This window comes from Micromonospora profundi, assembly GCF_011927785.1.
GTDB lineage: Bacteria > Actinomycetota > Actinomycetes > Mycobacteriales > Micromonosporaceae > Micromonospora > Micromonospora profundi.
Genome location: NZ_JAATJK010000001.1, coordinates 5,930,828 through 5,955,118, shown reverse-complemented (window position 1 = coordinate 5,955,118; position 24,291 = coordinate 5,930,828). Strand labels below are relative to the sequence as shown.

General features: G+C 70.6%; 23 protein-coding genes and 2 tRNA genes. 17 read left to right on the top strand and 8 right to left on the bottom strand.

Annotated elements, in window-relative coordinates; genetic code table 11:
* Positions 1–6: 6 nt before the first annotated feature.
* The gene (recF, locus tag F4558_RS26580) at positions 7–1,140 is read left to right on the top strand and encodes a DNA replication/repair protein RecF (RefSeq protein WP_053651701.1); all 1,134 of its coding nucleotides are present in this window, start codon (positions 7–9) and stop codon (positions 1,138–1,140) included.
* Positions 1,141–1,216: 76 nt separating this feature from the next.
* The gene (locus F4558_RS26575; protein WP_053652330.1) at positions 1,217–1,768 is read left to right on the top strand and encodes a DciA family protein; all 552 of its coding nucleotides are present in this window, start codon (positions 1,217–1,219) and stop codon (positions 1,766–1,768) included.
* Here the strand turns inward: F4558_RS26575 and F4558_RS26570 are convergent.
* Positions 1,759–2,004, bottom strand: a complete 246-nt coding sequence (locus tag F4558_RS26570) for a hypothetical protein (protein ID WP_053651703.1) — start codon at positions 2,002–2,004, stop codon at positions 1,759–1,761. The two genes, F4558_RS26575 and F4558_RS26570, sit on opposite strands and share 10 nt — an antisense overlap.
* 101 nt (positions 2,005–2,105) lie before the next feature.
* Here F4558_RS26570 and F4558_RS26565 point away from each other — a divergent pair, with 101 nt between their 5' ends.
* Positions 2,106–2,597: a MarR family winged helix-turn-helix transcriptional regulator gene (locus tag F4558_RS26565; RefSeq protein WP_167946416.1), complete on the top strand. Its 492-nt coding sequence runs from the start codon at positions 2,106–2,108 to the stop codon at positions 2,595–2,597.
* Here the strand turns inward: F4558_RS26565 and F4558_RS26560 are convergent.
* The gene (locus F4558_RS26560; RefSeq protein WP_053651707.1) at positions 2,582–3,136 is read right to left on the bottom strand and encodes a hypothetical protein; all 555 of its coding nucleotides are present in this window, start codon (positions 3,134–3,136) and stop codon (positions 2,582–2,584) included. The genes F4558_RS26565 and F4558_RS26560 overlap by 16 nt on opposite strands.
* Positions 3,137–3,659: 523 nt before the next feature.
* Here F4558_RS26560 and gyrB point away from each other — a divergent pair.
* The 9 genes from gyrB to F4558_RS26520 all read left to right on the top strand — a co-directional run bounded on the left by gyrB (position 3,660) and on the right by F4558_RS26520 (position 11,476).
* A complete protein-coding gene (gene gyrB / locus F4558_RS26555) occupies positions 3,660–5,606 on the top strand; it encodes a DNA topoisomerase (ATP-hydrolyzing) subunit B (RefSeq protein WP_053651709.1) in 1,947 nt (648 codons plus the stop codon).
* A 129-nt stretch (positions 5,607–5,735) separates the two neighbouring features.
* The gene (gyrA, locus tag F4558_RS26550) at positions 5,736–8,258 is read left to right on the top strand and encodes a DNA gyrase subunit A (protein ID WP_053651710.1); all 2,523 of its coding nucleotides are present in this window, start codon (positions 5,736–5,738) and stop codon (positions 8,256–8,258) included.
* 4 nt (positions 8,259–8,262) lie between these two features.
* Entirely contained in the window at positions 8,263–9,168 is a 906-nt protein-coding gene (locus F4558_RS26545) for a DUF3566 domain-containing protein (protein ID WP_167946414.1), read from the top strand.
* Positions 9,169–9,318: 150 nt separating this feature from the next.
* A tRNA-Ile gene (locus F4558_RS26540) sits at positions 9,319–9,392 on the top strand.
* Positions 9,393–9,435: 43 nt separating this feature from the next.
* Positions 9,436–9,564: a DLW-39 family protein gene (locus tag F4558_RS31325; RefSeq protein WP_209273410.1), complete on the top strand. Its 129-nt coding sequence runs from the start codon at positions 9,436–9,438 to the stop codon at positions 9,562–9,564.
* A gap of 37 nt (positions 9,565–9,601) precedes the next feature.
* A tRNA-Ala gene (locus F4558_RS26535) sits at positions 9,602–9,677 on the top strand.
* A 202-nt stretch (positions 9,678–9,879) separates the two neighbouring features.
* Positions 9,880–10,419: a hypothetical protein gene (locus tag F4558_RS26530; protein ID WP_209273409.1), complete on the top strand. Its 540-nt coding sequence runs from the start codon at positions 9,880–9,882 to the stop codon at positions 10,417–10,419.
* 99 nt (positions 10,420–10,518) lie between these two features.
* Positions 10,519–11,058, top strand: coding sequence for an RBBP9/YdeN family alpha/beta hydrolase (locus tag F4558_RS26525; protein WP_209273408.1), 540 nt, complete (start codon positions 10,519–10,521; stop codon positions 11,056–11,058).
* 97 nt (positions 11,059–11,155) lie between these two features.
* A complete protein-coding gene (locus tag F4558_RS26520; protein WP_231639861.1) occupies positions 11,156–11,476 on the top strand; it encodes a hypothetical protein in 321 nt (106 codons plus the stop codon).
* Positions 11,477–11,487: 11 nt separating this feature from the next.
* Here F4558_RS26520 and F4558_RS26515 read toward each other — a convergent pair whose 3' ends face one another.
* Together F4558_RS26515 and F4558_RS26510 are read right to left on the bottom strand one after the other, a co-directional pair.
* On the bottom strand, positions 11,488–12,321 hold the full coding sequence (locus tag F4558_RS26515; RefSeq protein ID WP_376767576.1) for an MBL fold metallo-hydrolase: 834 nt from the start codon (positions 12,319–12,321) through the stop codon (positions 11,488–11,490).
* Positions 12,206–16,675 carry a cation-translocating P-type ATPase gene (locus F4558_RS26510; protein WP_167946410.1) on the bottom strand — a complete coding sequence of 1,490 codons (4,470 nt, stop codon included), beginning with the start codon at positions 16,673–16,675 and terminating at the stop codon, positions 12,206–12,208. Before F4558_RS26510 ends, F4558_RS26515 begins: the two co-directional genes overlap by 116 nt.
* Positions 16,676–16,919: 244 nt before the next feature.
* On the opposite strand from F4558_RS26510, the gene F4558_RS26505 reads away from it, so the two are divergent.
* The 5 genes from F4558_RS26505 (at position 16,920) to F4558_RS26485 (ending at position 20,794) form a co-directional block, all read left to right on the top strand.
* Positions 16,920–18,329 (top strand): MFS transporter, encoded by a 1,410-nt coding sequence (locus F4558_RS26505; RefSeq protein WP_312877398.1) that lies wholly within the window; start codon positions 16,920–16,922, stop codon positions 18,327–18,329.
* Between the two features lie 53 nt (positions 18,330–18,382).
* A complete protein-coding gene (locus F4558_RS26500) occupies positions 18,383–19,036 on the top strand; it encodes a GAP family protein (protein ID WP_167946408.1) in 654 nt (217 codons plus the stop codon).
* Between the two features lie 78 nt (positions 19,037–19,114).
* Complete coding sequence (locus F4558_RS26495; protein WP_231639864.1) at positions 19,115–19,918, top strand: SDR family oxidoreductase; 804 nt, start codon at positions 19,115–19,117, stop codon at positions 19,916–19,918.
* A 37-nt stretch (positions 19,919–19,955) separates the two neighbouring features.
* The gene (locus tag F4558_RS26490) at positions 19,956–20,150 is read left to right on the top strand and encodes a hypothetical protein (RefSeq protein ID WP_053651724.1); all 195 of its coding nucleotides are present in this window, start codon (positions 19,956–19,958) and stop codon (positions 20,148–20,150) included.
* Positions 20,151–20,245: 95 nt separating this feature from the next.
* Positions 20,246–20,794 carry a YbaK/EbsC family protein gene (locus tag F4558_RS26485; RefSeq protein WP_053652334.1) on the top strand — a complete coding sequence of 183 codons (549 nt, stop codon included), beginning with the start codon at positions 20,246–20,248 and terminating at the stop codon, positions 20,792–20,794.
* 48 nt (positions 20,795–20,842) lie between these two features.
* Here the strand turns inward: F4558_RS26485 and F4558_RS26480 are convergent, their stop codons facing one another.
* From F4558_RS26480 to F4558_RS26465, 4 genes are all read right to left on the bottom strand, one after another.
* Positions 20,843–21,478, bottom strand: coding sequence for a DsbA family oxidoreductase (locus F4558_RS26480; protein WP_053651726.1), 636 nt, complete (start codon positions 21,476–21,478; stop codon positions 20,843–20,845).
* A 20-nt stretch (positions 21,479–21,498) separates the two neighbouring features.
* Positions 21,499–21,924: a SufE family protein gene (locus F4558_RS26475; RefSeq protein WP_167946406.1), complete on the bottom strand. Its 426-nt coding sequence runs from the start codon at positions 21,922–21,924 to the stop codon at positions 21,499–21,501.
* Between the two features lie 67 nt (positions 21,925–21,991).
* Positions 21,992–22,417 carry a CBS domain-containing protein gene (locus F4558_RS26470; protein ID WP_053651731.1) on the bottom strand — a complete coding sequence of 142 codons (426 nt, stop codon included), beginning with the start codon at positions 22,415–22,417 and terminating at the stop codon, positions 21,992–21,994.
* 47 nt (positions 22,418–22,464) lie between these two features.
* On the bottom strand, positions 22,465–24,246 hold the full coding sequence (locus tag F4558_RS26465; RefSeq protein ID WP_167946404.1) for a proline--tRNA ligase: 1,782 nt from the start codon (positions 24,244–24,246) through the stop codon (positions 22,465–22,467).
* Between the last annotated feature and the right edge of the window lie 45 nt (positions 24,247–24,291).

Below are 24,291 nucleotides of genomic sequence, written 5' to 3'. Positions count from 1 at the left end.
CACCCTGTGTACGTCCAGCGGCTGGAACTGGTCGACTTCCGCTCGTACGAGCGGGTCGCCGTCGACCTCCAACCGGGGGCGAACGTCCTGGTCGGCGCCAACGGCGTCGGCAAGACCAACCTCGTCGAGGCGCTGGGCTACGTGGCGACCCTGGACTCGCACCGGGTCGCCACTGACGCGCCGCTCGTCCGGATGGGCGCCTCCTCGGCGGTGATCCGCTGCGCTGTCGCACACGAGGGGCGGGAACTGCTGGTCGAGCTGGAGATCGTGCCCGGCAAGGCCAACCGCGCCCGGCTGGGCAGATCTCCGGCACGGCGTGCCCGGGACGTGCTCGGCGCCCTGCGCCTTGTGCTCTTCGCCCCGGAGGACCTGGAGTTGGTCCGGGGTGATCCGGCCGAGCGTCGCCGCTACCTGGACGACCTGCTTGTCACCAGGCAGCCCCGCTACGCGGGCGTGCGGGCCGACTACGAGCGGGTCGTCAAGCAGCGCAACGCCCTGCTGCGCACCGCGTACCTGGCCCGCAAGACCGGCGGGTCCCGCGGCGGAGACCTCGGCACCCTCGCCGTCTGGGACACCCACCTGGCCCAGCACGGCGCCGAACTTCTCGCCGGCCGGTTGGAGCTGGTAGCTGCGCTCACTCCGCACGTCGCCAAGGCGTACGACGCGGTGGCCGCCGGCCGGGGTGCGGCCAGCATCGCCTACCGGCCCTCGATCGAGCTGACCGACGCGACAATGGACCGGGCCGCGTTGGCCGAGGCGCTGACCGCAGCGCTGGCCGCCTCCCGGTCCGCCGAGATCGAACGGGGCACGACCCTCGTCGGTCCGCACCGCGACGAGCTGGCCCTCGCCCTCGGCCCACTGCCCGCCAAGGGGTACGCCAGCCACGGCGAGTGCTGGTCGTTCGCCCTCGCGCTGCGGCTGGCCGGCTACGATCTGCTGCGCGCCGACGGCATCGAACCGGTGCTGATCCTCGATGACGTCTTCGCCGAGTTGGACACCGGACGCCGGGAGCGGCTGGCCGAGCTTGTCGGCGGAGCGAGTCAGCTGCTCGTCACCTGCGCCGTGGACGACGACGTACCGGCCGCCCTGCGCGGCACCCGATACCAGGTCGGCGAGGGGGCTGTACGCCGTGTCGAATGAGCCACGCGCCAACGGGAACGACACGGGCCGGACCGACCGGCGGGCCGGTGACGCCACGGACGCGCGTACCCCAGGGGTGTCCGCGGACGGCGGAGCTGGCGGGCAGGCGGAGGCCGCGAGCGGGCCGGAGCTGGCCCGTGCGGTCCTCGACGCGGCGCTGTCCCGGCGGCAGGCGGCGGCCCGCGCACGACGTACCCCCTCGGGCGCCGGTGGCGACGGCGCTGGCGGTTCGGGGCGGAGGCTGCGTGGCTACTCCGGTCCCGGCCCCGACCCGCGCGACCCGCAGCCGCTCAGCGCGGTGCTGAACCGGCTTGTAAAGGCGCGGGGCTGGCAGCAGCCGGCGGCCGAGGCCACCGTGTTCGGCGCCTGGGAACGGGTGGTCGGCGCGGAGGTCGCCCAGCACAGCCGGCCTGTCAAGCTGGAGAACGGCGAGCTGACGGTAGAGGCGCGCTCGACCGCGTGGGCGACCCAGCTGCGCCTGCTGGCCGGCTCGCTGCTCAAGCAGATCGCCCAGGAGGTGGGCCACAACGTGGTGCGCAAGCTGCACATCCACGGCCCGGCCGCGCCGTCCTGGTCGAAGGGGCCACGTCGGGTACGTGGCCGGGGACCACGGGACACCTACGGCTGAGCGGATCCGCCCCGGTTCCGGCCGGCCTCGCGGGCAGCCCGCTTCCGTTCGCGCTGCTCCTGGGTGTGACGCTTGCGCTCGGCCAGGTCGCGCTTCCACGCCTCGCGGGCCTCGGCGGTGCCGCCCTGAATCGCACCCTGCACACCTTCGGCGGGGCCGGCGAGGTTGCGGAAGGTCCAGCGCAGGAACCGGCCGCCCTCGCCCGGAGACTTGGGGGCCGCACCGTTCTCAGTCATCTGTCGCCTTCTCTCGCCGCGCCCGACAGGTAATTGGGCTACCAATGGTTGGTGTACCAATGATCGCTTACGATAATGACCATGCGTGGGGAGGGCAACCGATGATCGACCGACCGGAGGGCGACGATCCGCTGGCGTTGGAGCAGCAGGTCTGTTTCGCCCTCTCGGTGGCGGCGCGCAGCGTGGTGGCCGTCTACCGGCCCCTGCTGGAGCCGATGGGGCTGACCCATCCGCAGTACCTGGTCATGCTGGCGCTCTGGCAGCACGCGCCGCTCTCCGGTCGCGACCTGAGCCGTCTCCTGCAACTCGATCCGGGCACGCTGTCACCCCTGCTGAAGCGGTTGGAGGCCGCCGGCTATCTGCGCCGCGAGCGCGACGCCGCCGACGAACGCAGCCTCGCCGTCACCCTGACCGCCAGCGGTGCCGCCCTGCGCAGCCAGGCCGAACTGATCCCGGCAGCGATCGTGCGGCGGCTCGGGCTGCCCGTGGCGGACCTGCAGCACCTGCACGAGGTGCTCACCCGGGTCATCGCCGCGGCCAACCGGCCCGCCGACCAGCAGCCCTCGGAGGCGCCCGGTCAGGCGTCGGCGTAGACGGCGAAGCCGCGATCGGCGCAGCGCCTGTAGAACGCCGCCAAAACCCCCAACTCGGGGCAGGTGAAGTTCCACTGCGGCGGATCGCCGCTCTCGTCGCGCATCGCGTCCAGCCGGCTCTCCAGCCACCGGAGCTGTTGCTCGGCGAGCCGACCGTCACCGAGCAGCGAACGCAGAACCGTGCTCACCGACTCGAATGTGACAGCCTCGCCGTACGCGCGATGGCCGGCCACGAACCGTTCGATGCCGGCCGCGATCCAGGCACACCCGTCCGGATCGATTACCGGGTCCTCGTCCTCTGCCGCGGCGTCTGTGGCATACAACACACCCTCAAGGCCGAGCAGGAGATCAACCAACTCGGTGTACGCGGTCGCGCGGATGGTGCCGGTCTTCGCGATCAGCTCCGCCAGCGCCGCCGTCGGCGCCGAGATCCCGGGTACGTCGACGATCTCGCCGAAGTCGACGAACTCGGCCGGCGCGACCGGATCGTAGAAGCGGCCGGTCCGCGGCCAGTGCACCGCGACGTTGTCCAGCCCCATCTGTCACCTCTTAAAGAGCACGTGTCGGGACGATCGGGTCGATCGTCCCGGTTCCGGCCGCTAAAGATCAAGGCCGCTTCCGGAGCGCCGCAAACCTACGACACCCGAGATCCGACCGCGACCCCCGACCCGCCCGGCCGTGGGTCAACCCGTCCGGCGGCGGCGCGTGCGATCGAGGCATGGCGTGTGGGGGGAGTCGTGGGTAATGGGGTTCTGCCGGCTATGGACATCTCAGCCGCCTCGTTGAGGGTGCCGAGTGGCGGTTCTGTCCCGCGCGCACAGTAGGATTGACAGTGAGACGAAGACCCGGTGCGGAGTGCGGGACGGGGCCGGTGGCCCCGGATCATTCTCCATGTCGGGTCGAGCCGATCGCGATCCGCGGGCAACCGCGGCGACCGGCGCGTTCGACCCGCTGTCCGGAGGTCTCCGGCACCGGTCCGCGCGCCGACGTCGCGTCCTGTCCGCCGAACCCGCGCCCGACGCGCCCTGTTTTGGCGTGGACGACGCGAGAAAGTGGCCGAGGGTGGCAGCGCAGGACAAGCAGGAGTACGGCGCAGAGTCGATCACCGTTCTCGAAGGGCTGGAGGCCGTTCGCAAGCGGCCCGGTATGTACATCGGGTCCACCGGCGAGCGCGGTCTGCACCACCTCGTGTGGGAGGTCGTCGACAACGCGGTGGACGAGGCGCTGGCCGGATACTGCGACACCATCGACGTCGTGCTGCTCGCCGACGGCGGCGTACGCGTCACCGACAACGGCCGTGGTTTCCCTGTCGACCTCCACCCGAAGCTCAAGAAGCCCGGCGTCGAGGTCGCGTTGACCATCCTGCACGCGGGTGGCAAGTTCGACGGCAAGGCGTACGCGGTCTCCGGCGGTCTGCACGGCGTCGGTGTCTCTGTGGTGAACGCGCTCTCCACGAAGATGTTCGTCGAGATCCACAAGTCCGGCTCCGTGTGGCGGCAGCACTACACCAATTCCAAGCCGAGCCCGCTGGAGAAGGGCGAGACCACCGACCGCACCGGCTCTGCCGTCTCCTTCTGGCCCGACCCCGACGTCTTCGAGACCGTCGACTTCGACTTCCAGACCATCTACCGGCGTCTCCAGGAGATGGCCTTCCTCAACCGCGCCCTGCGCATCCACCTGCTCGACGAGCGGGTGGCCGAGGAGGAGGACGGCCGGCAGCGTGAGGTGACCTTCTACTACGAGGGTGGCATCGCCGACTTCGTCCGACACCTCAACGCCTCGAAGAGCCCCATCCACAAGACCGTGGTCGAGTTCGAGGCCGAAGAGGAGGGCATGTCACTCGAGATCGCCATGCAGTGGAACGAGTCGTACGGCGAGTCGGTCTACACCTTCGCCAACACGATCAACACGCACGAGGGCGGCACCCACGAGGAGGGCTTCCGCTCCGCGCTGACGAGCGTGGTCAACCGGTACGGCACCGACAAGAAGCTGCTCAAGGGGGACGAGAAGCTCTCCGGTGAGGACATCCGGGAAGGGCTCGCGGCGATCATCTCGGTCAAGCTGGCCAACCCGCAGTTCGAAGGTCAGACCAAGACCAAGCTGGGCAACACCCCTGTGAAGAGCTTCGTGCAGCGGGTCTGCAACGACCGGCTGGTCGACTGGTTCGACCGCAACCCGGCCGAGGCCAAGATGATCATTACGAAGGCCTCCCAGGCGGCTCGGGCACGGATCGCCGCGCAGCAGGCGCGCAAGCTGGCCCGGCGCAAGTCTCTGCTGGAGTCCGGCTCGATGCCGGGCAAGCTCGCCGACTGCCAGTCAACGGACCCCCGCGAGTCCGAGGTGTTCATCGTCGAGGGCGACTCGGCGGGTGGCTCGGCCAAGCAGGGCCGCGACCCGCGCACCCAGGCGATCCTGCCGATCCGCGGCAAGATCCTCAACGTGGAGAAGGCCCGGATCGACAGGGTGCTGAAGAACAACGAGGTCCAGGCGCTGATCACCGCGCTGGGCACCGGCATCCACGACGACTTCGACATGGAGAAGCTGCGGTACCACAAGGTGGTGCTGATGGCCGACGCCGACGTCGACGGCCAGCACATCCAGACGCTGCTGCTCACGCTGCTGTTCCGCTTCATGCGTCCGCTTGTGGAGATGGGCCACGTCTACCTGGCCGCCCCGCCGCTCTACAAGATCAAGTGGAACAAGAAGGGCGACGACGCCCAGTACGCGTACTCCGACCGCGAGCGGGACGGGCTGATCGCACTGCGCCAGCAGAAGAAGCCGAACGCCAAGCCGGACGACATCCAGCGCTTCAAGGGCCTCGGCGAGATGAACTACCCCGAGCTGTGGGAAACCACGATGAACCCGGCAACGCGTACCCTGCGTCAGGTCACTCTCGACGACGCGGCGACCGCCGACGAGTTGTTCAGCGTGCTGATGGGTGAGGACGTCGAGGCCCGCCGGTCGTTCATCCAGCGCAATGCGAAGGACGTGCGGTTCCTGGACATCTGACGGACTGCGGCGGATCGGCCGGGCGCACCCGACCGATCCGCCGGTCCACAGAGTTATCCACAGCTTGGCCGGTATCCACAGCGGTTATCCACAGCACGAAAACGACTCTGAGTCTGATAAGGGTATACAGTGACCGATTCTCCCGAGTCCACACCGAACGAGCCCGAGGTCCCCGCCGAGGCCATCGCCGCGGTGGTCGCGCACGACCGGATCGAACCGGTCGGGCTCGAGGTGGAGATGCAGCGCTCCTACCTCGACTACGCGATGAGCGTCATCGTCGGTCGTGCGCTGCCGGACGTCCGGGACGGGCTCAAGCCGGTCCACCGCAAGATCCTCTACGCGATGTTCGACTCCGGCTACCGTCCGGACCGCGGCTACGTCAAGTGTTCCCGCGTCGTCGGCGACGTGATGGGCCAGTTCCACCCGCACGGCGACTCGGCCATCTACGACGCGCTGGTCCGGATGGCGCAGCCCTGGTCGCTGCGCTACCCGCTTGTCGACGGCAACGGCAACTTCGGCTCGCCGGGTAACGATCCGGCCGCCGCGATGCGCTACACCGAGTGCAAGCTCGACCCCCTCGCCATGGAGATGCTGCGGGACATCGACGAGGACACCGTCGACCTGCAGGACAACTACGACGGCCGGGCCAAGGAGCCCACGATCCTGCCGTCGCGGATCCCCAACCTGCTTGTGAACGGCTCCGAGGGCATCGCGGTCGGCATGGCCACCAAGATCCCGCCGCACAACCTGCGGGAGATCGGCGCGGCGGTCCAGTGGTGTCTGGAAAACCCGGAAGAGGACGAGGAGACGACCCTCGAGGCGCTGCTCGGCATCGTCAAGGGTCCGGACTTCCCGACCCACGGTCTGATCGTCGGCACGACGGCCATCCAGGACGCCTACCGCACGGGTCGTGGCTCGATCCGGATGCGCGCAGTGGTGGAGGTCGAGGAAGACAAGCGGGGTCGGCCGTGTCTGGTCGTCAGCGAGCTGCCCTACCAGGTCAACCCGGACAACCTGGCCGAGCGCATCGCCGAGCTGATCAAGGAGGGCAAGCTCGCCGGTATCGCCGACATCCGTGACGAGTCCTCCGGGCGTACCGGTATGCGGATCGTGCTCGTGCTCAAGCGCGACGCGGTCGCCAAGGTCGTGCTGAACAACCTCTACAAGCACACCCAGCTTCAGGAGACGTTCGGCGCCAACATGCTGGCCCTGGTCGACGGGGTGCCGCGCACGCTCAACCTGGCCCAGTTCATCCGCTACTACGTCGAGCACCAGATCGACGTGATCCGCCGGCGGACCGCGTATCGGCTGCGTAAGGCTGAGGAGCGGGCGCACATCCTGCGCGGTCTCGGCAAGGCCCTCGACGCGCTGGACGAGGTCATCGCGCTGATCCGGCGTTCGCCAACCGTGGACGACGCCCGCCAGGGCCTGATCCGGCTGCTGGAGATCGACGAGATCCAGGCGACCGCGATCCTCGACATGCAGCTGCGCCGGCTCGCCGCCCTGGAGCGGCAGCGGATCGTTGACGATCTGGCCAAGCTCGAGATCGAGATCGCCGACCTGAAGGACATTCTCGCGAAGCCGGAGCGGCAGCGCAGGATCGTCTCGGAGGAGCTGGGCGAGATCGTCGCGAAGTGGGGCGACGACCGGCGTACGCAGATCATTCCGTTCGACGGCGAGGTCTCGATGGAGGACCTCATCGCCCGGGAGGACGTGGTCGTCACGATCACCCGAACGGGTTACGCGAAGCGGACGAAGGTCGATCTCTACCGCTCACAGCGGCGTGGCGGCAAGGGCGTCAGCGGCGCCACGCTGCGGCAGGACGACATTGTCAGCCACTTCTTCGTATGCTCCACCCACGACTGGATTTTGTTCTTCACCAACAAGGGCCGCGTCTACCGGGCCAAGGCGTACGAGCTGCCGGAGGCCAGTAGGGTAGCCAAGGGCCAGCACGTGGCCAATCTGCTCGCCTTCCTACCCGACGAGCAGATCGCGCAGATCATCGAAATCCCGAACTACCAGGTAGCCCCCTATCTGGTACTGGCCACGAAGAACGGCCTGGTGAAGAAGACGCGGCTCGAGGAGTTCGACTCCAACCGTTCCGGCGGAATCATCGCGATCAACCTGCGCGATGAGGACGAGCTGGTCGGTGCTGCGTTGGTGGCTCCGGAGAACGACCTGCTGCTGGTCTCCAAGAAGGCGCAGGCGATCCGGTTCAACGCCTCCGACGAGGCGCTGCGGCCGATGGGCCGGGCCACCTCGGGCGTGATCGGCATGCGCTTCACGGACGACGACGTCCTGCTGGCCATGGAGGTCGTCCGGGACGGTTTGGACGTCCTGGTGGCCACTAACGGGGGATACGCGAAACGTACCCCGATCGAGGAATACCCGGTGCAGGGCCGGGGAGGTAAGGGCGTGCTGACTGCGAAGATCACCGAACGGCGCGGTGGTCTGGTCGGTGCCGTGGTGATCGACCCGGACGACGAGCTGTTCGCGATCACCAGCAACGGTGGTGTCATCCGGACTCCGGTGAAGCCTGTACGCCGTACACGTGACCGGAACACAATGGGGGTCAAGCTGATGGACCTCCCGGACGGCGTGACTATCGTGGCGATTGCTCGCAATGCCGACGAGCCTGACGAACAGGACTAGTTGAATGACGGAGACACAGGCGAAGTCGGGGAACACGGGGACCTCGGCCAACCCGGTCGACGAGGAGGCCGCCAAGAGCGGCACACCAGCGACCGGCCGCGCGGCCGTGGGCCGGGCCACGGTTCCCGCCGACGCGCCTGCCCCGAAATTCACAAGGGCTCCCGGTATGACGCCGCCGCCGGAGCAGCCCGGCGACGACGGTGGATCGGGCGAGGGCAAGGCGGAGAAATCCACCACCGAGGCGCCGACGTCCGCCGGCTCAGCCCCGGCGGCGTCTGCCGGGAACTCGGCTCGCCCGACGACCACTCAGCCGATCAGCACACGACCCGGTCAGGCGTCCTCGACCAGCGCCACCGGCACCCAGCCTCGGATCACGCCGGGTATGGCCCGGCCGGATTCGGGGCGTACCGCCGCTGGTGGCCGCCCGGCGAGCGGCGGCGGCCTGCCCCCGGGCATCGGTAACGCGTCCGCCGTCGGGGCCGCACGCGTCGGTGAGGCGGTACGCGCCGCGCGTACCTCAGTCAGCTCGGCCGCGTCCCGCGGGCCGCGCCGGGCACGGCTGAACCTCAAGCGCATCGACCCCTGGTCGGTGATGAAGTTCGCGTTCGCCGTCTCGGTGGTGCTCTTCATCGTGGTGGTGGTCGCCACCTCGGTGCTCTACCTGGCATTGGACGCGATGGGCGTGTTCCAGAGCGTCAACGACAGCCTCAGCGACCTGGTGAACGCAGGCGGTGGGCAGAGCACCAGCGGCTTCCAGATCAACGCCAAGGGCGTGATCCTCAGCTCGGCGCTCATCGGCCTGGTCAACGTGGTGCTGTTCACCGCGCTGGCCACGCTGGGAGCGTTCGTCTACAACGTCTGCGCCGACCTGGTCGGTGGCATCGAGCTGACGCTCGCCGAGCGGGACTGAGTGACCGGGACGCCGGGGCGCTGCGAAAATGCGGTCGCTCCGGCGTCTCGTACTCGGGTAGGTTTCCAGGTGTCGATGGCCCGGCTCGCGGGGCTGGACCCCGATTTGGGGCCAGCTGAGCGGATGGGTTAATCTTGCTCGTCGCAACGCGGGGCTATAGCTCAGTCGGTTAGAGCGCAGAGCTGATAACTCTGAGGTCGCTGGTTCGATTCCAGCTAGCCCCACCGCATTGTCGTCCGACGGTAGTCGAGCGCAAGGGGTCGCCCCATGTTCAAGAAGCTGCTGATCCTGGCTAGCGTCGTCGGTGTGGCCGCCGTCGTCTACAGCAAGGTCAAGGCCTCCAACGACGAGCGCGCGCTGTGGCACGAGGCGACCACCTCGCCTGACCTGCGCTGACGTCAGGCCGCGACGAGCGATTGTCACGGCCACCCGCGGGGCCCTAGCTCAACTGGCAGAGCACTGCCTTTGCAAGGCAGGGGTTAGGGGTTCGAGTCCCCTGGGCTCCACCAGCACTTTCATCGGTTGATCTCGGTCGGCTGTCATTCGGATCGTGGAGTTCCCGGCAGTTCCATCACCGTGAGCACTGTTCTAGGCTTGCCGACCATGGCCGTACCCCTTGCCATCCCCGCACCGGACGCGACGGTGATACCCACGGGCCGGCGCCGTGCCCGGACGGGTCTACCCCTGGCCCTGCTTGCTGTCCTGGCCGGGGTGGCCGGTCTCGTCGCGGCTGTCGCGATCGTGGGCGGGATCCACGAGCCCCGGTCGTTCATGGCGGGGCTCTTCGGGGCCGGCATCCTGATGGCACTCGGTGTGCTGGGGGTTGTGCTCTTCGTGGTGTTCTGGCGGCAGCGCCACACGAGGGTCCTCATCGACCGCACGGGGCTGTGGCTCGACATCGGCGCCCGGCGGAACGTCGTCCCGTGGCGCATTCTCGCCGGTGTCGGCCTGTTTCAGAGCCAGGGGCGCAAGATCGCTTTCCATTCGCTGGAGTTGTACCCGACGGGTCCCATCGACCGTGACGATCCGGTGCTGTGGACGCTGGTGCGCGACGAGGAGCCGTTCCGCCCCGGGCTGCCTCATCTGCGGTACCGGCTCCGGATCGAGACAGCCGACGTGCCCCTGGCGGTGGCCGCGGTCCGCCACCACGCGCCGCACCTCTGGTTGGGTGAGGCCTGGCGTCCGGGCGGTCACATCGGACGTCCGGACCGCGCAGGGCATCGCGAGCGCACTCGGGCGCGGAGGCGGTAGCCGGCACGCGTCCCGCCACGCCTTACTGTCGGTGAGCCTGAACGCGGGAGCCGCTCGACGGATCACATGGTTGGATCGACGAGTCGACCCGGAGGGGGCATGGTGGCGGCCAGAGCGATCATCTTTCACGGGACCGGCGGCAGCCCGGACGTCTGCTGGTATCCCTGGCTGGCAGAGCGGCTCAAGGGCCGGGGCTATACCGTCGAGGTACCGCACTACCCAGCCATCAACGTCGAGCCGATCGCCACGTTCCTGCCAAGGGTGCTGAACGGGCACCGCTTCGACGAGGACACGGTCCTGGTGGGGCACTCCGGCGGCGCGGCTCTCCTGCTGGCTCTCCTGGAGCACGTGGACGTGACCGTTGCTCAGGCGATCCTGGTCGCCGGCTACTGCACCCCGCCCAACACGGAGGAAGAACCGGTCCTTCAGCCGAGCTACGACTGGGCCGCGATCCGGTCGCACGTGCGTGACATCTACTTCGTCAACTCGCGCGAGGATCCGTACGGCTGCGACGACCGGCAGGGACGCGCCATGTTCGAGCAGCTCGGCGGCACCCAGATCGTGCGCGACGACGGGCACTTCGGCGACTACGACCAGCCGTACGACCGATTCGAACTGCTCGACCGCCTCATCCCCTGACGCCGTGGGTAAGACCTCGAGGCACAGGTGTTTGGCTGGTTCCTTGCCTGAGCCGGCCCGTTTCCCGTCTCGATGTGCCGGAATGCATGATCACTGGATGAACGAGCAAACAGTGACGATGCAGGTGTACTGCCGGCTGGAGGTGATCGTGACCGATCCCGCGGCGGTCAGCGCTCTCGCCGTGCGAGAGCTTCGAGCCGCCGATATCGACTGGTCCACTGAGGAAGATGACCTCGAATCCGCCGTCGAGGAGTTGCGGGCCGACCTTGCCAGTTCCCTGGCCGGTGTCGTGGACATCAGTGGGCTCGTCGACGGCATCCCCGGGGTGGAGTTCCGCGGCGGCCTCTGCTGGGCGGAGCAGGCACCGCCCCGCGATCCGTTCGGGCAGCGGGATAAGCCCGCTCCGGCAGCCGGATAAGGCGCCGTCCGTCAGGAAGGCGGGGTGAGCGGGGCGGTCTCGCCCCGGGCGATGGTGCGTACCTGCTTGACCCAGCCACGGCGGCGGGCCTCGTCGACGAAGTCCCGCAGCGGGGAGCGGAACACCGGATAGTCGTCGTAGTGGATCGGCACTGTCAGCTTCGGCCGGATCAGCTCCACCAGGTCGGCGCCCTGCTGGGCGTCCATGGTGAGCAGGATCCCGGCGACCTTCGTGCCGCCGAGGTGGATCAGCATCGCGTCGATGTCCGGGTAACGCTCGGGGATGGCCGTGAGCAGGGGCCGGTTCAACGTGTCCCCGGTGACGTAGAGCCGGAACTCGCGCCGCCCGGCGCGCTCCACGTCGATCATCGTGCCCATCACGTCGGGGAGTAGCCGGTCCAGCGCGCCCGGGCCGTGCTTGCCGGGCATGGAGGTCAGTCGCATTGTCGTACCGTCGCGGTGCAGTTCCCGGGACGACCAGGTGGGCAGGCCCTCGGCGGCCCGGAAGCCCCAGCGGCGCAGCTTGCGCTCCGCTGCGGGCGTCGTGACGATGGGCAGCTCGCGGTCCAGTTCGCGTCGGGCGACCCGGTCGAAGTGGTCGCCGTGCAGGTGGGACAGGACCACGGCGTCCAGCTCGGGAAGCTGGGCGATCCGCAGCGCAGGGTCCGTGCGTCGGCGCGACCACAGACCCTTTACCCCAGCCGATTGCGTCCAAGCGGCGCGGCGGCGATCAGTCCTGGGATGCGTCCGTAGCCTGGTCCGGGTCTTCGCTCGATGGTTGCCGGTCGCCGGCGGACGGCAGGCGCTCCACCAGCCTGGTGAGCGCGCCGTTGGCGAAGGTGGCACCGAGCGCCGATCCGGCCCCGATGGTCCAGCCGACCGGCCCGAGCGGCGTGCAGCCGAAGAACTGGCTGAGCCCCGGTGTCTGTACCACAACGACCAGCACACCCAGTGACGCCGCCGTGGACGCCAGCACCGCGGGGCTGGTGCCTCCGGCCAGGACGGTCTGGCCGAGCTGGGTGCCGACCAGGGAGACGAGGGCGACAGTTCCGGCCCGCCGCCGGCGGCCGGTGTACCGGGCGAGCGTCCACCCGGTGGTCGCGCCAAGTGTGGTGGCTGCCGCGCGCAGCCCGATCTCCCTGCTGAGGGTCGCTCCGAGCGACGCGTCCGGACCCTCCCGGAGCAGGCTGTCGGTGCTGTCCGCGGCAGGTGGGCGGACGGCGATGGCCAGCGCCGGTGCCAGGTCGGTGAGGAGGTTGACCAGCAGGAGTTGTCGCCCGGTGAGCGCGGAGCGGCCGGTAGCGGCGGCGCTCAGGACGCTGAACGCGATCTCGCCGAGGTTGCCGCCGACGAGGATGCTGAGTGCGTGGCGTACCGACGACCACATGGCCCGACCCTCGACAAGGGTGGCGATGATGGTTTCCAGTCGATCGTCGGTGACCACCAGGTCGGCGGCAGCTCGGGCGGCCGGGGTGCCCCGCTGGCCGAGCGCGATACCGACGTCGGCGAGTCGGATCGCTGGCGCGTCGTTGGCGCCGTCGCCGGTCATGGCAACGGTCCGTCCGCATTTCTGCAGGGACTGGATGATCCGTACCTTGTGCGCCGGGGTGCAGCGGGCCACCACGTCCGTGCGGGCGAGCCGTTCGGCGAGTGCCTCGTCGTCGAGTTGGTCCAGCTCGCCGGCAGTGACGACCCGCTGCTCGTCGTGCTCGCTGATGGTGGCGGCGATCGCTTCGGCGGTGGCCGGGTGGTCGCCGGTGATCATGATGGTGTGCACGCCGGCCTGGCGGATCCGGCGTACGGCCGGCGCGGCGCTCTCCCGGACACCGTCGGCCATGGCGAGGAAGCCGACGAAGGCCAGGCCCTGGACCTGGTCGTCGGTGACGTCCGGGCTGGTCACCGTGCACTCGGCGACGGCAAGGATCCGGTGCCCCGCGCCGGCACGGTCGGCAAGCATCCGGTGCAGCTCGGCGCGTCCGGCGTCGTCCAGCGGCTCCTGCCGGCCGTCGACGCGGCGGGTCGCGCAGCGCGGCAGTACCGTCTCCGGCGCGCCCTTGACGCTCAACAACAGGCGGCCGTCGGTCTCCCCGACGCTCGCGTGGTAGCCGCGGGACGGCTCGAACGGCAGCCCACCGGCCGCCTGCCACCCGGGCGCGCCGGTCTGCTCCACCACATTGCCCGTGGTTGCCCCCCGCCGGACCGCCCGGTCGGTCTGCAACGCCAACTCCTCCGGATCGGCCGCCGCAGGCGTCGCCCGCAGCGCCGCCGCCAGCGTCAACCGGAGCCGGTCGTCCAGCCGGTCCACCGACGCGTACCGGTCGCCGGCACCGTCACCGACCCCGGCGAGCAGCAAACGGCCCTCGGTGAGGGTGCCGGTCTTGTCGAAGCACAGCACGTCCACCCGGCCCAGCGCCTCGATCGTGCGTGGATTGCGGACCAGGGCACCGTGCTCGGCCAGCCGTCGGGCGGCGGCCAGTTGTGCCGCGCTTACCAGAAACGGCAGCCCTTCCGGCACCGACGCGACGGCCAGGTTCGCGGCGGTCGCCGCCGTCTCCCGCAGGGGTACGCCCCGAAGCAGTCCCGCGCCGGCGACCGCGATCGCCGATCCGGCTGCCAACGGGATGGCGGCCTTGGTCAGCGAACCGAGCCGAGCCTCCACCCCACTGGTCGGAGGTGCCTGCCGGACGAGCGCCATGCTGCGCCCTGCCTCGGTGTCGGCGCCGGTCGCAACGACGACTGCGGTGCCGTGCCCGGCGGCGATGGTGGTGCCGTCGTAGAGCATCGAGTGCCGATCGGCGAGGGCGGTGGCGACCACCGGCCTGTCGGTCTTGGCCACCGGCAGCGATTCGCCGGTCAGCGATGACTCGTCGGCCTCCAGCCCCACCGATTCGAGCACCCGGCAGTCGGCGGGCACCGAGTCACCGGATTCGAGGGTGATGAGGTCCCCGGGCACCAGGTCCTCCGCGGCGACCACCCGTTCGGTGCCGTCCCGGCGGACCCTCGCGGTGACCGCCGAGCGGGACAGCAGTGTGGCAAGTGACCGTTCGGTGTTGCGCTCGTGGACCGCCCCGACGAGTGCGGAGCCGCCCACCACGCCGCCCACGAGTGCGGCGTCGACGAGCGAGCCGAACGTGGCCGAGAGCACCGCCCCGGCGGCGAGCACCGGGGTGAGTGGGTTGGCCAGCTCGTCCACGAAGGCGCGCAGCAGCCCACCGGCCGGGGCGTTGCTGTCGGGCCTACCGTGTCCGCTCTGCCGGCGGGACGCCTCCGCGCTGCTCAGACCGCCCGGCCCGGTGTGGAGCCGGTGCAGGACCGCGTCGACAGGCATCAGGTGCCAGGCGGTCGCCACCGGTGCAGGGGTGTCCGTGTGGTCCGGAACGCGCCCGGCCCGCCACACGCCGTGGGCGAAGGCGAGCGCCGCCGCGCCGTTCACCGAGGCGAGGGCGCGCAGGGGGAGCTGCGTCCGTGGGGCGGTGAAGGCGCCCAGTGCGCCGAGACCGGTGCCGGCCATCGCCAGGCGGATGTTCTGCCCGGCCATCCGTCGGGCCACCCCGGCCGCCTCCACGATGAGCGCCACCACCCGCAGGTCGGTGCCGACCAGCAGGTGCGCACCCCACGGTGGCAGGTCATCCGGCCCGCTCAGACCGAGGCCGCAGTCGGCGGCGGCGAGCCCTGCCCGGTTTCCGGACACCAGCATCACCACCGCGCCGTCACGTTGCAGTGTCCGCACCGAGTCGGCGAGCTGGTCACCGCCGGGCAGCAGGGCGTCGGCGAAGCCGTACCGTTCGTCGTCCGCTCCCGCGACCACCAGCCGCAGCCCGCTGTGCCGTGCGGCGGTCGGAAGGCCGTCGACGCCCGGCGCGGGTTCCGGCTCGACACGCAGCAGCGCGGCAAGCCGGTCGCCGTGCGCGAGGCCGAGCACCTGGCCGCCGGCCGAGCGCAGCCGGTCGCTGTCGGCGGTGTCGCCGGGGTCCTCGGCGTGCAGTTGCTCCAGCGGGCCGAGTCGCCAGCCGTCGACCTCCCGCGACGCGCCCGGCGCGTCGGGGTCGAACAGCGCGAACGCCCGCTCGGCCACCTGGTCGACGTCGGCTCCGGGCAGCGGTGCCAGGTCGGCGAGGCCCCCTCGGTCGGAGCCGAGTACGGCGGCGTCGAGCACCAGCGTGTCGATGCGGTCCAACTCCCGCAGCACGCTGCGGTCCATGGCGATCACGCCTCGGCGGGCCAGGATCCGGCCGAGCTGCGCGGCGTACCCCTCGCGGCCACTGCCGGGGGCCTTGGGCAGCGCGGAGAGGCCTACCGAGCCGGCGCGTTTGTGCCCGACTACGGGTATGGCCGCCAGCGCTCCCGCCGCGCCGGCGATCAGCATGCCGTTGACGTACCGCTCGATCGGACCGTCCGGCTTCGGTCGGGGGCGGTCGTCCGGGTGCCACCGTGCGCTGGCCCGGTCCGGTGCGCCGGTCAGCCGCGGTTCGGCCTGTTCCCAGGCGCGTAGCTGTGCCCGGGCTTCGCCCCACTGCACGATCCGCTGTGCGCCGTCCAGGACGATGCCGATCCAGCCGCCGGTGAGGCCCTGCACCACTGCCTCGGTGAGCGGAAACAGCAGTTCGGCGCGCGGGTCCGAGCGGAGTCCCCGATCGGCGAGCGCGTGCAGTTTCGGGTGCAGGTCGACAGCGCCTACGAGCCCGACCACCTCACCGGGTACGGGTGTCAGCGGCAGGATCCGGGTCGCCGCGGAGATGGTCAGGCCCAGCACGTCGGAGGCCAGCGCTCCGAGGGTGCGTGGCGTACGCGGCCCCTCCTCTGGCGGGTGGGGCGGTGGGACGTCCGGATCGGGGTCGTGATCGCAGGTCCGCTCGGTCCGCTCGATCGTCCTGATCAGGTCGCCCAGGTCCGGCTCCGGCGCCTGCACCGCGACCACCACCCGGCCTGAGGGCGCGTTCACGCGTGCCCAGATCACCCCGGGCAGCCCTTCCAACGCGCTCTCCACCTGCCGGGCCAGCTTGTCGCCGCCCGGTTGGCAGACACCGTGCACCTCGATGTGGTGCCGGCCGGGCCGGGAGCGGACCTTCCGGCGGGTCAGGCCGGCCAGCCGGGCCAGCCGGGTCGCGGTCGGGCCGACGGTGCGCGACGCCGCGCCGACCAACTGCGGCACGTTGACGGACGGCAGCAGACGGCCGGCGGCGCGACCCACCGCCGTCATCGAGGCGTACGGTCGCAGTGGCGCCCGCCCGGCTCCCTGCCGCTGCTGGTTCTGCCGTCGGCCATCGTGCCCTCCCGCTGCCTCGGATCCGGAGGGCTGGCTTCCCGACGTGGCATCCGTTATGCCCCGCGAGGAGGGGAACTTCGCCGTGGATGGCGGACGAGAGTCAGGTCACTCCCGGTTGACCTGAATTGAGGTTGAGGTCGCAGGCTTGGGCCATGCCGACCAGTACGAACCCGAACCCGTGTCTGACCGACGCTCCGACGGCGGCCCGGCGGTGACCGCCACCGCTGTTTCGCCGGAGCCCGGGCTCTGGGCACCGCGGCTGCGGGCCATGACAGTGGGCAGCGTCGCGCTGATCTCGCTCGTCGCGTTCGAGGCCCTCGCGGTCGGTACGGCGATGCCGACGGTGGCGCGCAGCCTGGACGGTCTCGCCCTGTACGGGATCGCGTTCGGCGGTTCGTTCGCCGCCAGCGTGATCGGCATGGTGGTGTCCGGCATCTGGTGCGACGCCCGGGGGCCCCGGGCGCCCCTGTGGCACGGCGTCGGCTGGTTCGTCGTCGGGTTGGTGGTGGCCGGAACGGCGCCGCTGATGGGTTTCCTTGTCGTCGGTCGGGTGGTGCAGGGCTTCGGCTCGGGCCTGCTCTCGGTGGCGCTGTACGTGATCGTCGCTCGGGCGTACCCGGAGGATCTGCATCGGCGGATCTTCGCGGCGTTCGCCGCCGCGTGGGTCGTGCCGTCGCTCGTCGGCCCGGTGCTGGCTGGCCTGATCGTCGAGCACCTGGGCTGGCGCTGGGTGTTCCTGGCGGTGCCGGCGTTGGCCGTTCCCGCGGTGTTGCTGATCCATCCCGGCCTGCGGTCGTTCGGCGCTACGGTCGCGAGCCGGGTGCCGGCGGGGGCGGTGGCCCGGATCGCCTGGGCGTGCGGGGCGGGGGTGAGCGCCGCGCTGTTGCACATCGGGGGACAGCAGCGCGGCGTGACCGCCGTGGTGCTGGTCGTCATCGCCCTGGCCGGTCTGCTGGTCTGCGCTCCCCGCCTGCTGCCGGCCGGGTTCCTGCGGGCCGCCCGAGGGCTGCCCACTGTGATCGGTCTGCGGGGTCTGGCCTCGGCGGCCTTCGTCGGCGCCGAGGTGGTCATCCCGCTTCTGCTCTCCCGGGAGCGAGGGTTCTCGCCGACGGCTGCCGGGCTGGTCCTCACAGTGGGGGCGTTGGCGTGGTCGGTGGGCTCCTGGGTGCAGGGGCGTGTCCCGGTGCCGGCCTCCCGGGCGAGCCTGCCCCGGGCGGGGCTGACCTTCATCACTGTCGGCATCGCGTTGGTGGCGGTCGCTGTCCAACCTGTTGTGCCGGTGGCAGTCCTCGTGCTGGGCTGGGCCGCGGCCGGTGTGGGCATGGGTCTGCTCTATCCGTCGCTGTCGGTGCTCACCCTTGAGTTGTCCGCCCCCGGTGAGCAGGGCCGCAACAGTTCCTCGCTGCAACTGGGCGACGCGCTCTTCGCGGCGACCGTACTGGCGCTCACCGGTGCCGTGCTGGCGGCCGGAAGCGCGCCAGGTGCGGGCAGCTACACGGTGACCCTGGTGGTGGCCGGCGGCCTGGCGTTGGTCGGTGCGCTGCTGGCCGGTCGGGTGGTGGTCGGACGTACGCGGCCGGGCGGGTGATCCGCGCGGATTCGACCGTGTGATGCCCGGCCGGGCCGGGAGGATGGCGGGCAATGAGCTTCCTGACCGTCCTGCCACTGGCCGTGGTGGTGGCCGCCGGAACGAAGCTGATCGTGGCGGTCTTCCTCGCCTCGTCGGACCGGCCCCGGGCAGCGTCGCTGAGCTTCCTCGCCGGTGTTGGGCTGGTGGTGGCCGCCGGGGTGACGGCGAGCTGGCTGCTGACCCGCTGGTTGGGTGGGCTGACCGCCGACGCCAGCGCCGTCGCGGGCCGGGTCGACAGGGGCCGGCTCATCGACGTGGTGGTGCTCGTCCTGCTGGTGATGCTGGCCGCGGTGGTCTGGGTGCGCCGGAACCGGGCCGGGCCACCCCGGTGGCTGGGCAGCGTCGGACGCGGCGACCCGCGCTGGGCGCTGCGAGCGGGTGTGGTGCTCGTCGTGGTGGCGCCCACCGACGACCTGACGATGGCCGCCGTCGGAGCGAGCGTGGCCCGACACGATCTGCCGTGGTGGCATCTGTTGCCGTTCGTGCTGGTCACCGTGTTCCTGCTGGCGTTGCCGTTGTTGGCGTTGCTGCTGCTCGGGCGTCGCGCGACCCGGGTGTTGACGGCCCTGCGGCGGTGGGCCGAGGGGCATGCCTGGGTGGTGAACGAGGTGCTTATCGCGTTCTTCGCGCTGTTCACAGTGCTGGACCTGGTGCGCTCGGGGTGAGGCGGCGCACACCTTGTCACGTGTCGCCTCCGACTGCCGTCATCTGCCGTGGGCCGGGTGGCTCGGTGGTGACAGTGGATGGCGGCGGGACGGGAGACGACGATGAAGGTGCTTGTCACCGGGGCGGGTGGTCATCTGGGTCGGCCGACGCTGGCCCGGCTACGCGAGGACGGGGTGGATGTCCGTGCCACCGGCCGGCGGGCGCGTCAGGACTCCGACGTCGAGTGGGTGGTCGCCGACCTTGCCACCGGGGACGGTGTGGCCGAGGCGGTGGCGGGAGTGGACGCGGTGCTGCACCTGGCGTCCTCGCCTCGGGGCAGGACCCACCAGGTGGACGTGCTGGGCACCCGTCGGCTGGTGGTGGCAGCCGCCGCGGCCGGCGTCCGGCACCTGGTCTACGTCTCGATCGTCGGCGTGGATCGGGTGCCGATCCCGTACTACCGGCACAAGCTCGCCGCCGAGCAGGTGGTCGCTGCCGGTCCGGTGCCGTGGTCGGTGCTGCGGGCCACCCAGTTCCCCCAGTTCCTGGACGACCTGCTGGCGTCCAGTTCCCGGCTGGGCCCGGTGATCGGCGACCGGGCGGTGCTCGCCCAGCCGGTCGACCCGGGCGAGGTGGCGGCCCGCCTCGCGGCCCGGCTGGTCGCCGGCCCGCTCGGTGGAATCGAGGAGTACGGAGGCCCGCAGGTGCTCCGCTTCGACGAGGCGGTCCGCGCCTGGCGGGAGGCCCGAGGCTCACGCAGACCGCTGCTGCCGGTGCGGATTCCGGGCCGGCTCGGTCGTGAGCTGCGCGCCGGTGGTCTGCTCACCGACGCCCTGCCGCGCGGCGTACGCACATGGGCCGACCATCTCGCCGACACGTACGGGGGAACCGGCCGGAAATGAGACCGACGGCCGTTCACGTTCGCCTTACGGTGACGCCATGTTCGCTGTCGTCATCACCGTGATCCTCTACGTCGCCGGTTTCGTCTTCCTCTACGGCGTGATCCGGGTCGGTGTCCGGCACGCCCTGGAGGATCTGGAGTTGTATCGGGCCAAGGCCCGTCGCGCCGAGGAGATGGCCGCCTCGCGCGACCGCACCTTCCTGCGCGAAAACGCCTTCCTGTCCGGCAGTTGAGTCGCGCTCCCGTGCAGCCCGACCAGGTGGCGTCGCGGGACGGCTCGGAGGTCGACGGGCGACCCGACGCGGCAGGTGCGAGGATCGCACCCGTGATGGGAACGCTGAAGACCGAACCGGCCCGTGCCCGCCTCGACCTGCTCGCCGCGCCGGTGGCGGAGGCCATCGCCCAGTGGCCCGTCGAGGCGCCGGTGGACGTCGACGACGTGTTTGTCGCTCCGATCGACGCCGACCTCGCCGACACGGCTGCCTTCTGCGCCGCGTACGAGGTGGGGCTGGAGGTGTCGGCCAACTGTGTGGTGGTGGCCGGCAAGCGTGAGGGTGTGGTCCGCTACGCGGCCTGCGTCATCCTGGCCACCACCCGTGCCGACGTCAACGGGGTGGCCCGGCGGGCGTTGGACGTACGCAAGGCGAGCTTCGCCCCGATGGACGACGCGGTCGAGTTGACAGGCATGGAGTACGGCGGCATCACGCCGATCGGGCTGCCGGCCCAGTGGCCGATCCTCGTCGACGCTCGGGTGATCGCCACGCCGCACGTGATCATCGGGTCCGGCGTACGGCACAGCAAGATCGCGCTGCCGGGGCCGGCGCTCGGCGCCCTGCCCGGCGCGCAGGTCGTCGAGGGCCTGGCCAAGCCCGCCTGAGCAGAGATCACCGTCGATACTGTTGCACGTGAAACATCGCGTGCGTGGTCAGTTCGTCGCAGACTCCCGCTGCTCGACCTCGGCGAGAGCGGCCAGCAACGTCTGCGTCTCCTGTGCGCCGGAAACCGCGTACTTCCCGGCCAGGACGAAGGTCGGCACGCTGCTGATGCCCAGGTCCCGGGCGGTGGCCAACTGTGCGGTGATGTCGGCGACGCGCTCGTCGGACTCGAGGAACCGGCGTGCGTCGGCGGCGTCCAGGCCGATCCCGCCGGCGATGGCGGCCAGTGCCTCCCGGGAGCCGATGTCGACACCCTGTTGGAAGTGCGCCTGGTAGAGCGCCTCGACCATCTCGGCGGCCCGACCGTGGTCGGTGGCGTACGAGACCAGCCGGTGCGCGTCGAAGGTGTTGGCGATCAGCGCGCTGTCGAAGTCCAGTCGTAGCCCGTCAGCGGCAGCGATCTGGGTCACGTGGTCGAACATCTGCCGCGCCCGCTCCGGCCCGCCGAACTTCGCGGCCATCGCCTCCACAGTCGGGCGGGGCTCGGGCACCGGCGACGGGTCGAGCTGGAACGGCCGGTAGCGCACCGTCACCTCGCCCTCGTAGCGGGCCAGAGCCTCATCCAGCCGCCGCTTGCCGATGTAGCACCACGGGCAGACGACGTCGGCGTAGATTTCGATCTCCATGATCGGTGGCAACCGCCCGGTCAGCCGAGTTGTTCCCGTACCTGCCGCTTGAGTCGGCCCAGGATCGCCGTGCCACCGCGTACGCGCAGCGGGCTGATCGCCTGCGCCAGGCCCATCCGCTGGTAGAGGTCGTCCGGCACGGCCAGCACCTCCTCGGCGCTCGCGCCGGCCAGTCCTTCGGCGAGGATCCCGGCGAACGCCCTCGTGGTGGGCGCCTCCGGCGGGCAGTCGAAGAGGGTGTCGACGACCCCGTCCGGCGTCACCCGGGCGCGCAGGAAGAACGCCGTCTGGCACTCCGGCACCTGCTCCATGCCCTCGCGCACGGTGTCGTCCGGCAGTGGTGGGACGACGTCCGCGTACTCCAGGAGCATCTCCAGCACCAGGTCGCGCGGCGCGGCAGCGAACTCGTCGACGATCTCGGCCAGTCGGGCCGGCATGTCAGCCATGCGTCGAGGCTACCGCCGTTAGGAGGGGCCCCTTCCTATACCCGAGGCGTTAAGAAGGGGCCCTTCCTTACACAGTGGGGGTTTGCTCGCTGATCTCGCTGAGGGCGCTCGTCGGGTCGAGCTGCATGGCCAGGTCGCCGAGCGACACGATCCCGACAAGCTTGCGGTCGCTGTCGCAGACAAGCACCCGCCGGATGCCCCGGTCCCGCATGAGCGTCGCCGCCTCACCAGCCGTGCAGTGCTGCTCGATCATGACCACCTCGCGGGTGATGATCGAGCCGATGGTGGTGGACGCCGGTGAACTGTTCTCGGCCACCGCCCTGACCACGATGTCGCGATCGGTGAGCATGCCGGCGAGAGTGGCGCCCTCGGTGACAACCACGTCGCCGATGTCCGCCTCCTTCATCACCTTGGCCGCCTCGTCCAGGGTGGTCTCCACCGGCAGATAGACCACCTGCTTGGTCATCACATCACTGACCCGGTAACCGGCCATGAGTTCCTCCGAAGACTTTTCCGCCCGATCGAACTGCCGTACCCCCGTCACCTGGCGGCTACACCCAGGTTCCCACGTTCGCTGTGTACTTCGTGGACGATGCGCTCCACCAGACCGTCCAACGGCAATTCCACGCGGTCGTCGCCGACCCGCGTACGCACCTCGACGTACCCGTCGGTCAGGCGGCGGCCGACCACGACGCTGCGCGGGATGCCGATCAGCTCCGCGTCGGTGAACTTCACACCGGCCGACACGTGCGTCCGGTCATCGACAAGCACGCGCACGCCGGCTGCGGCGAGGCGTCCGCCGAGCTCCAGCGCCGCGTCGAGCTGCGGCCCCTTACCCGCAACCACCAGGTGTACGTCGCACGGCGCGATCGCTGCCGGCCAGCAGAGCCCCCTGTCGTCGTGGTGCTGCTCGGCGATCGCCGCCACGGCCCGGGAGATCCCGATGCCGTAGCAGCCCATCGTGGGCCGGACGGGTTTGCCGGCAGGGCCGAGCACGTCGACAGCGAACGCGTCGGTGAACCGGCGGCCGAGCTGGAAGATGTGCCCGATCTCGATGCCCCGCCGGATCGTCAACTCGCCGTCGGCGCAGTCGGGGCAGGGGTCGCCGGCGCGTACCTCGGCCGCCTCGATCGTGCCGTCCGGTGTGAAGTCCCGTCCGGACACCACACCGGTCGCGTGTCGACCCGGCTCGTTCGCGCCGGTCAGCCACGCCGAGCCGGGTGCCACCCGCGGGTCGACCAGGTAGCGGACGCCCAGCTTGTCGAGCCCTTGCGGGCCGATGTACCCGCGTACCAGTTCCGGATGCTCGGCCCACTCGTCGAAGACGGCGACCTGTGCCGGGTGCAGGGCCGCGCCGACCCGCTTCAGGTCGACCTCCCGGTCACCGGGCAACCCGATCACCAGGGGCTCGGCCCGCTCGGCGCCCGGCTGCCGCACAGTCAGCACGACGTTCTTGAGGGTGGCGGCGGCTGTCCAGTCGTCCCGGCCGCCCAGCCGGCGGGCGTTGGCCAACTCCACGAGGCTGGCGATCGTCGGCGTCTCGGGAGTGTCGTGCACCTCGACGGCAGGCTGCGCGACCGGATCAGCGGCGGCCGGCGCCCGCGTGACGACCGCCTCGGTGTTCGCCGCGTAGTCGCAGGTCGTGCAGCCCACGAACGTGTCCTCGCCGACCGGCGTCGTGGCAAGGAACTCCTCCGACGCCGAGCCGCCCATCGCGCCGGACATCGCGTGCACCACCGTGTAGTCCAGGCCCAGCCGGTCGAAGATCCGCCGGTACGCCGCCCGGTGCCGGGCGTACGCCTCCCGCAGCCCTTCGTCGTCCAGGTCGAAGGAGTACGCGTCCTTCATCAGGAACTCCCGGCCGCGCAGCAGCCCTGCCCGGGGCCGTGCCTCGTCGCGGAACTTCGTCTGCACCTGGAACAACGTCACCGGGAAGTCCCGGTACGAGGTGAACAGGTCCTTGACGAGCAGCGCCGCCATCTCCTCGTGGGTGGGCGCCAGCAGGTGCTCGGCGCCGCGCCGGTCGGCGAGGGTGAAGATGTCGTCGCCGTACTCCGCCCACCGGCCGCTGGTCTGGTACGGCTCGGCGGGTAGCAGCGCCGGGAAGTGCACCTCCTGGTCGCCGATCGCGAACAGTTCGCCCCGCACCACCTCGGTGATCCGGTCCAGCACCAGCTTGCCCAGCGGCAGCCAGGTGTAGCCGCCCGATGCGGCGCGGCGGATGTAACCGGCGCGCAGCAGCAGCCGATGGCTCGGCACCTCCGCGTCGGCCGGATCCTCGCGCAGGGTCCGCAGCAACAGGGTCGACATGCGAAGCAGCATGGGCGCAGCGTAGAACGCACGCGTCGACCACGACGACTCAAATTC

Coding starts and splice junctions, on each gene's coding strand:
- F4558_RS26520 (WP_231639861.1), top strand. CDS start 11,156: ATGAACGAGCAAACAGTGACGATGCAGGTGTACTGCCGGCTGGAGGTG.
- F4558_RS26465 (WP_167946404.1), bottom strand. CDS start 24,246: ATGCTGCTTCGCATGTCGACCCTGTTGCTGCGGACCCTGCGCGAGGAT.
- F4558_RS26495 (WP_231639864.1), top strand. CDS start 19,115: ATGGCGGCGGGACGGGAGACGACGATGAAGGTGCTTGTCACCGGGGCG.
- F4558_RS26560 (WP_053651707.1), bottom strand. CDS start 3,136: ATGGGGCTGGACAACGTCGCGGTGCACTGGCCGCGGACCGGCCGCTTC.
- F4558_RS26565 (WP_167946416.1), top strand. CDS start 2,106: ATGATCGACCGACCGGAGGGCGACGATCCGCTGGCGTTGGAGCAGCAG.
- F4558_RS26500 (WP_167946408.1), top strand. CDS start 18,383: ATGAGCTTCCTGACCGTCCTGCCACTGGCCGTGGTGGTGGCCGCCGGA.
- F4558_RS26570 (WP_053651703.1), bottom strand. CDS start 2,004: ATGACTGAGAACGGTGCGGCCCCCAAGTCTCCGGGCGAGGGCGGCCGG.
- F4558_RS26510 (WP_167946410.1), bottom strand. CDS start 16,675: ATGACGGCGGTGGGTCGCGCCGCCGGCCGTCTGCTGCCGTCCGTCAAC.
- F4558_RS26490 (WP_053651724.1), top strand. CDS start 19,956: ATGTTCGCTGTCGTCATCACCGTGATCCTCTACGTCGCCGGTTTCGTC.
- F4558_RS26480 (WP_053651726.1), bottom strand. CDS start 21,478: ATGGAGATCGAAATCTACGCCGACGTCGTCTGCCCGTGGTGCTACATC.
- F4558_RS31325 (WP_209273410.1), top strand. CDS start 9,436: ATGTTCAAGAAGCTGCTGATCCTGGCTAGCGTCGTCGGTGTGGCCGCC.
- F4558_RS26475 (WP_167946406.1), bottom strand. CDS start 21,924: ATGGCTGACATGCCGGCCCGACTGGCCGAGATCGTCGACGAGTTCGCT.
- F4558_RS26470 (WP_053651731.1), bottom strand. CDS start 22,417: ATGGCCGGTTACCGGGTCAGTGATGTGATGACCAAGCAGGTGGTCTAT.
- F4558_RS26545 (WP_167946414.1), top strand. CDS start 8,263: ATGACGGAGACACAGGCGAAGTCGGGGAACACGGGGACCTCGGCCAAC.
- F4558_RS26485 (WP_053652334.1), top strand. CDS start 20,246: ATGGGAACGCTGAAGACCGAACCGGCCCGTGCCCGCCTCGACCTGCTC.
- F4558_RS26525 (WP_209273408.1), top strand. CDS start 10,519: ATGGTGGCGGCCAGAGCGATCATCTTTCACGGGACCGGCGGCAGCCCG.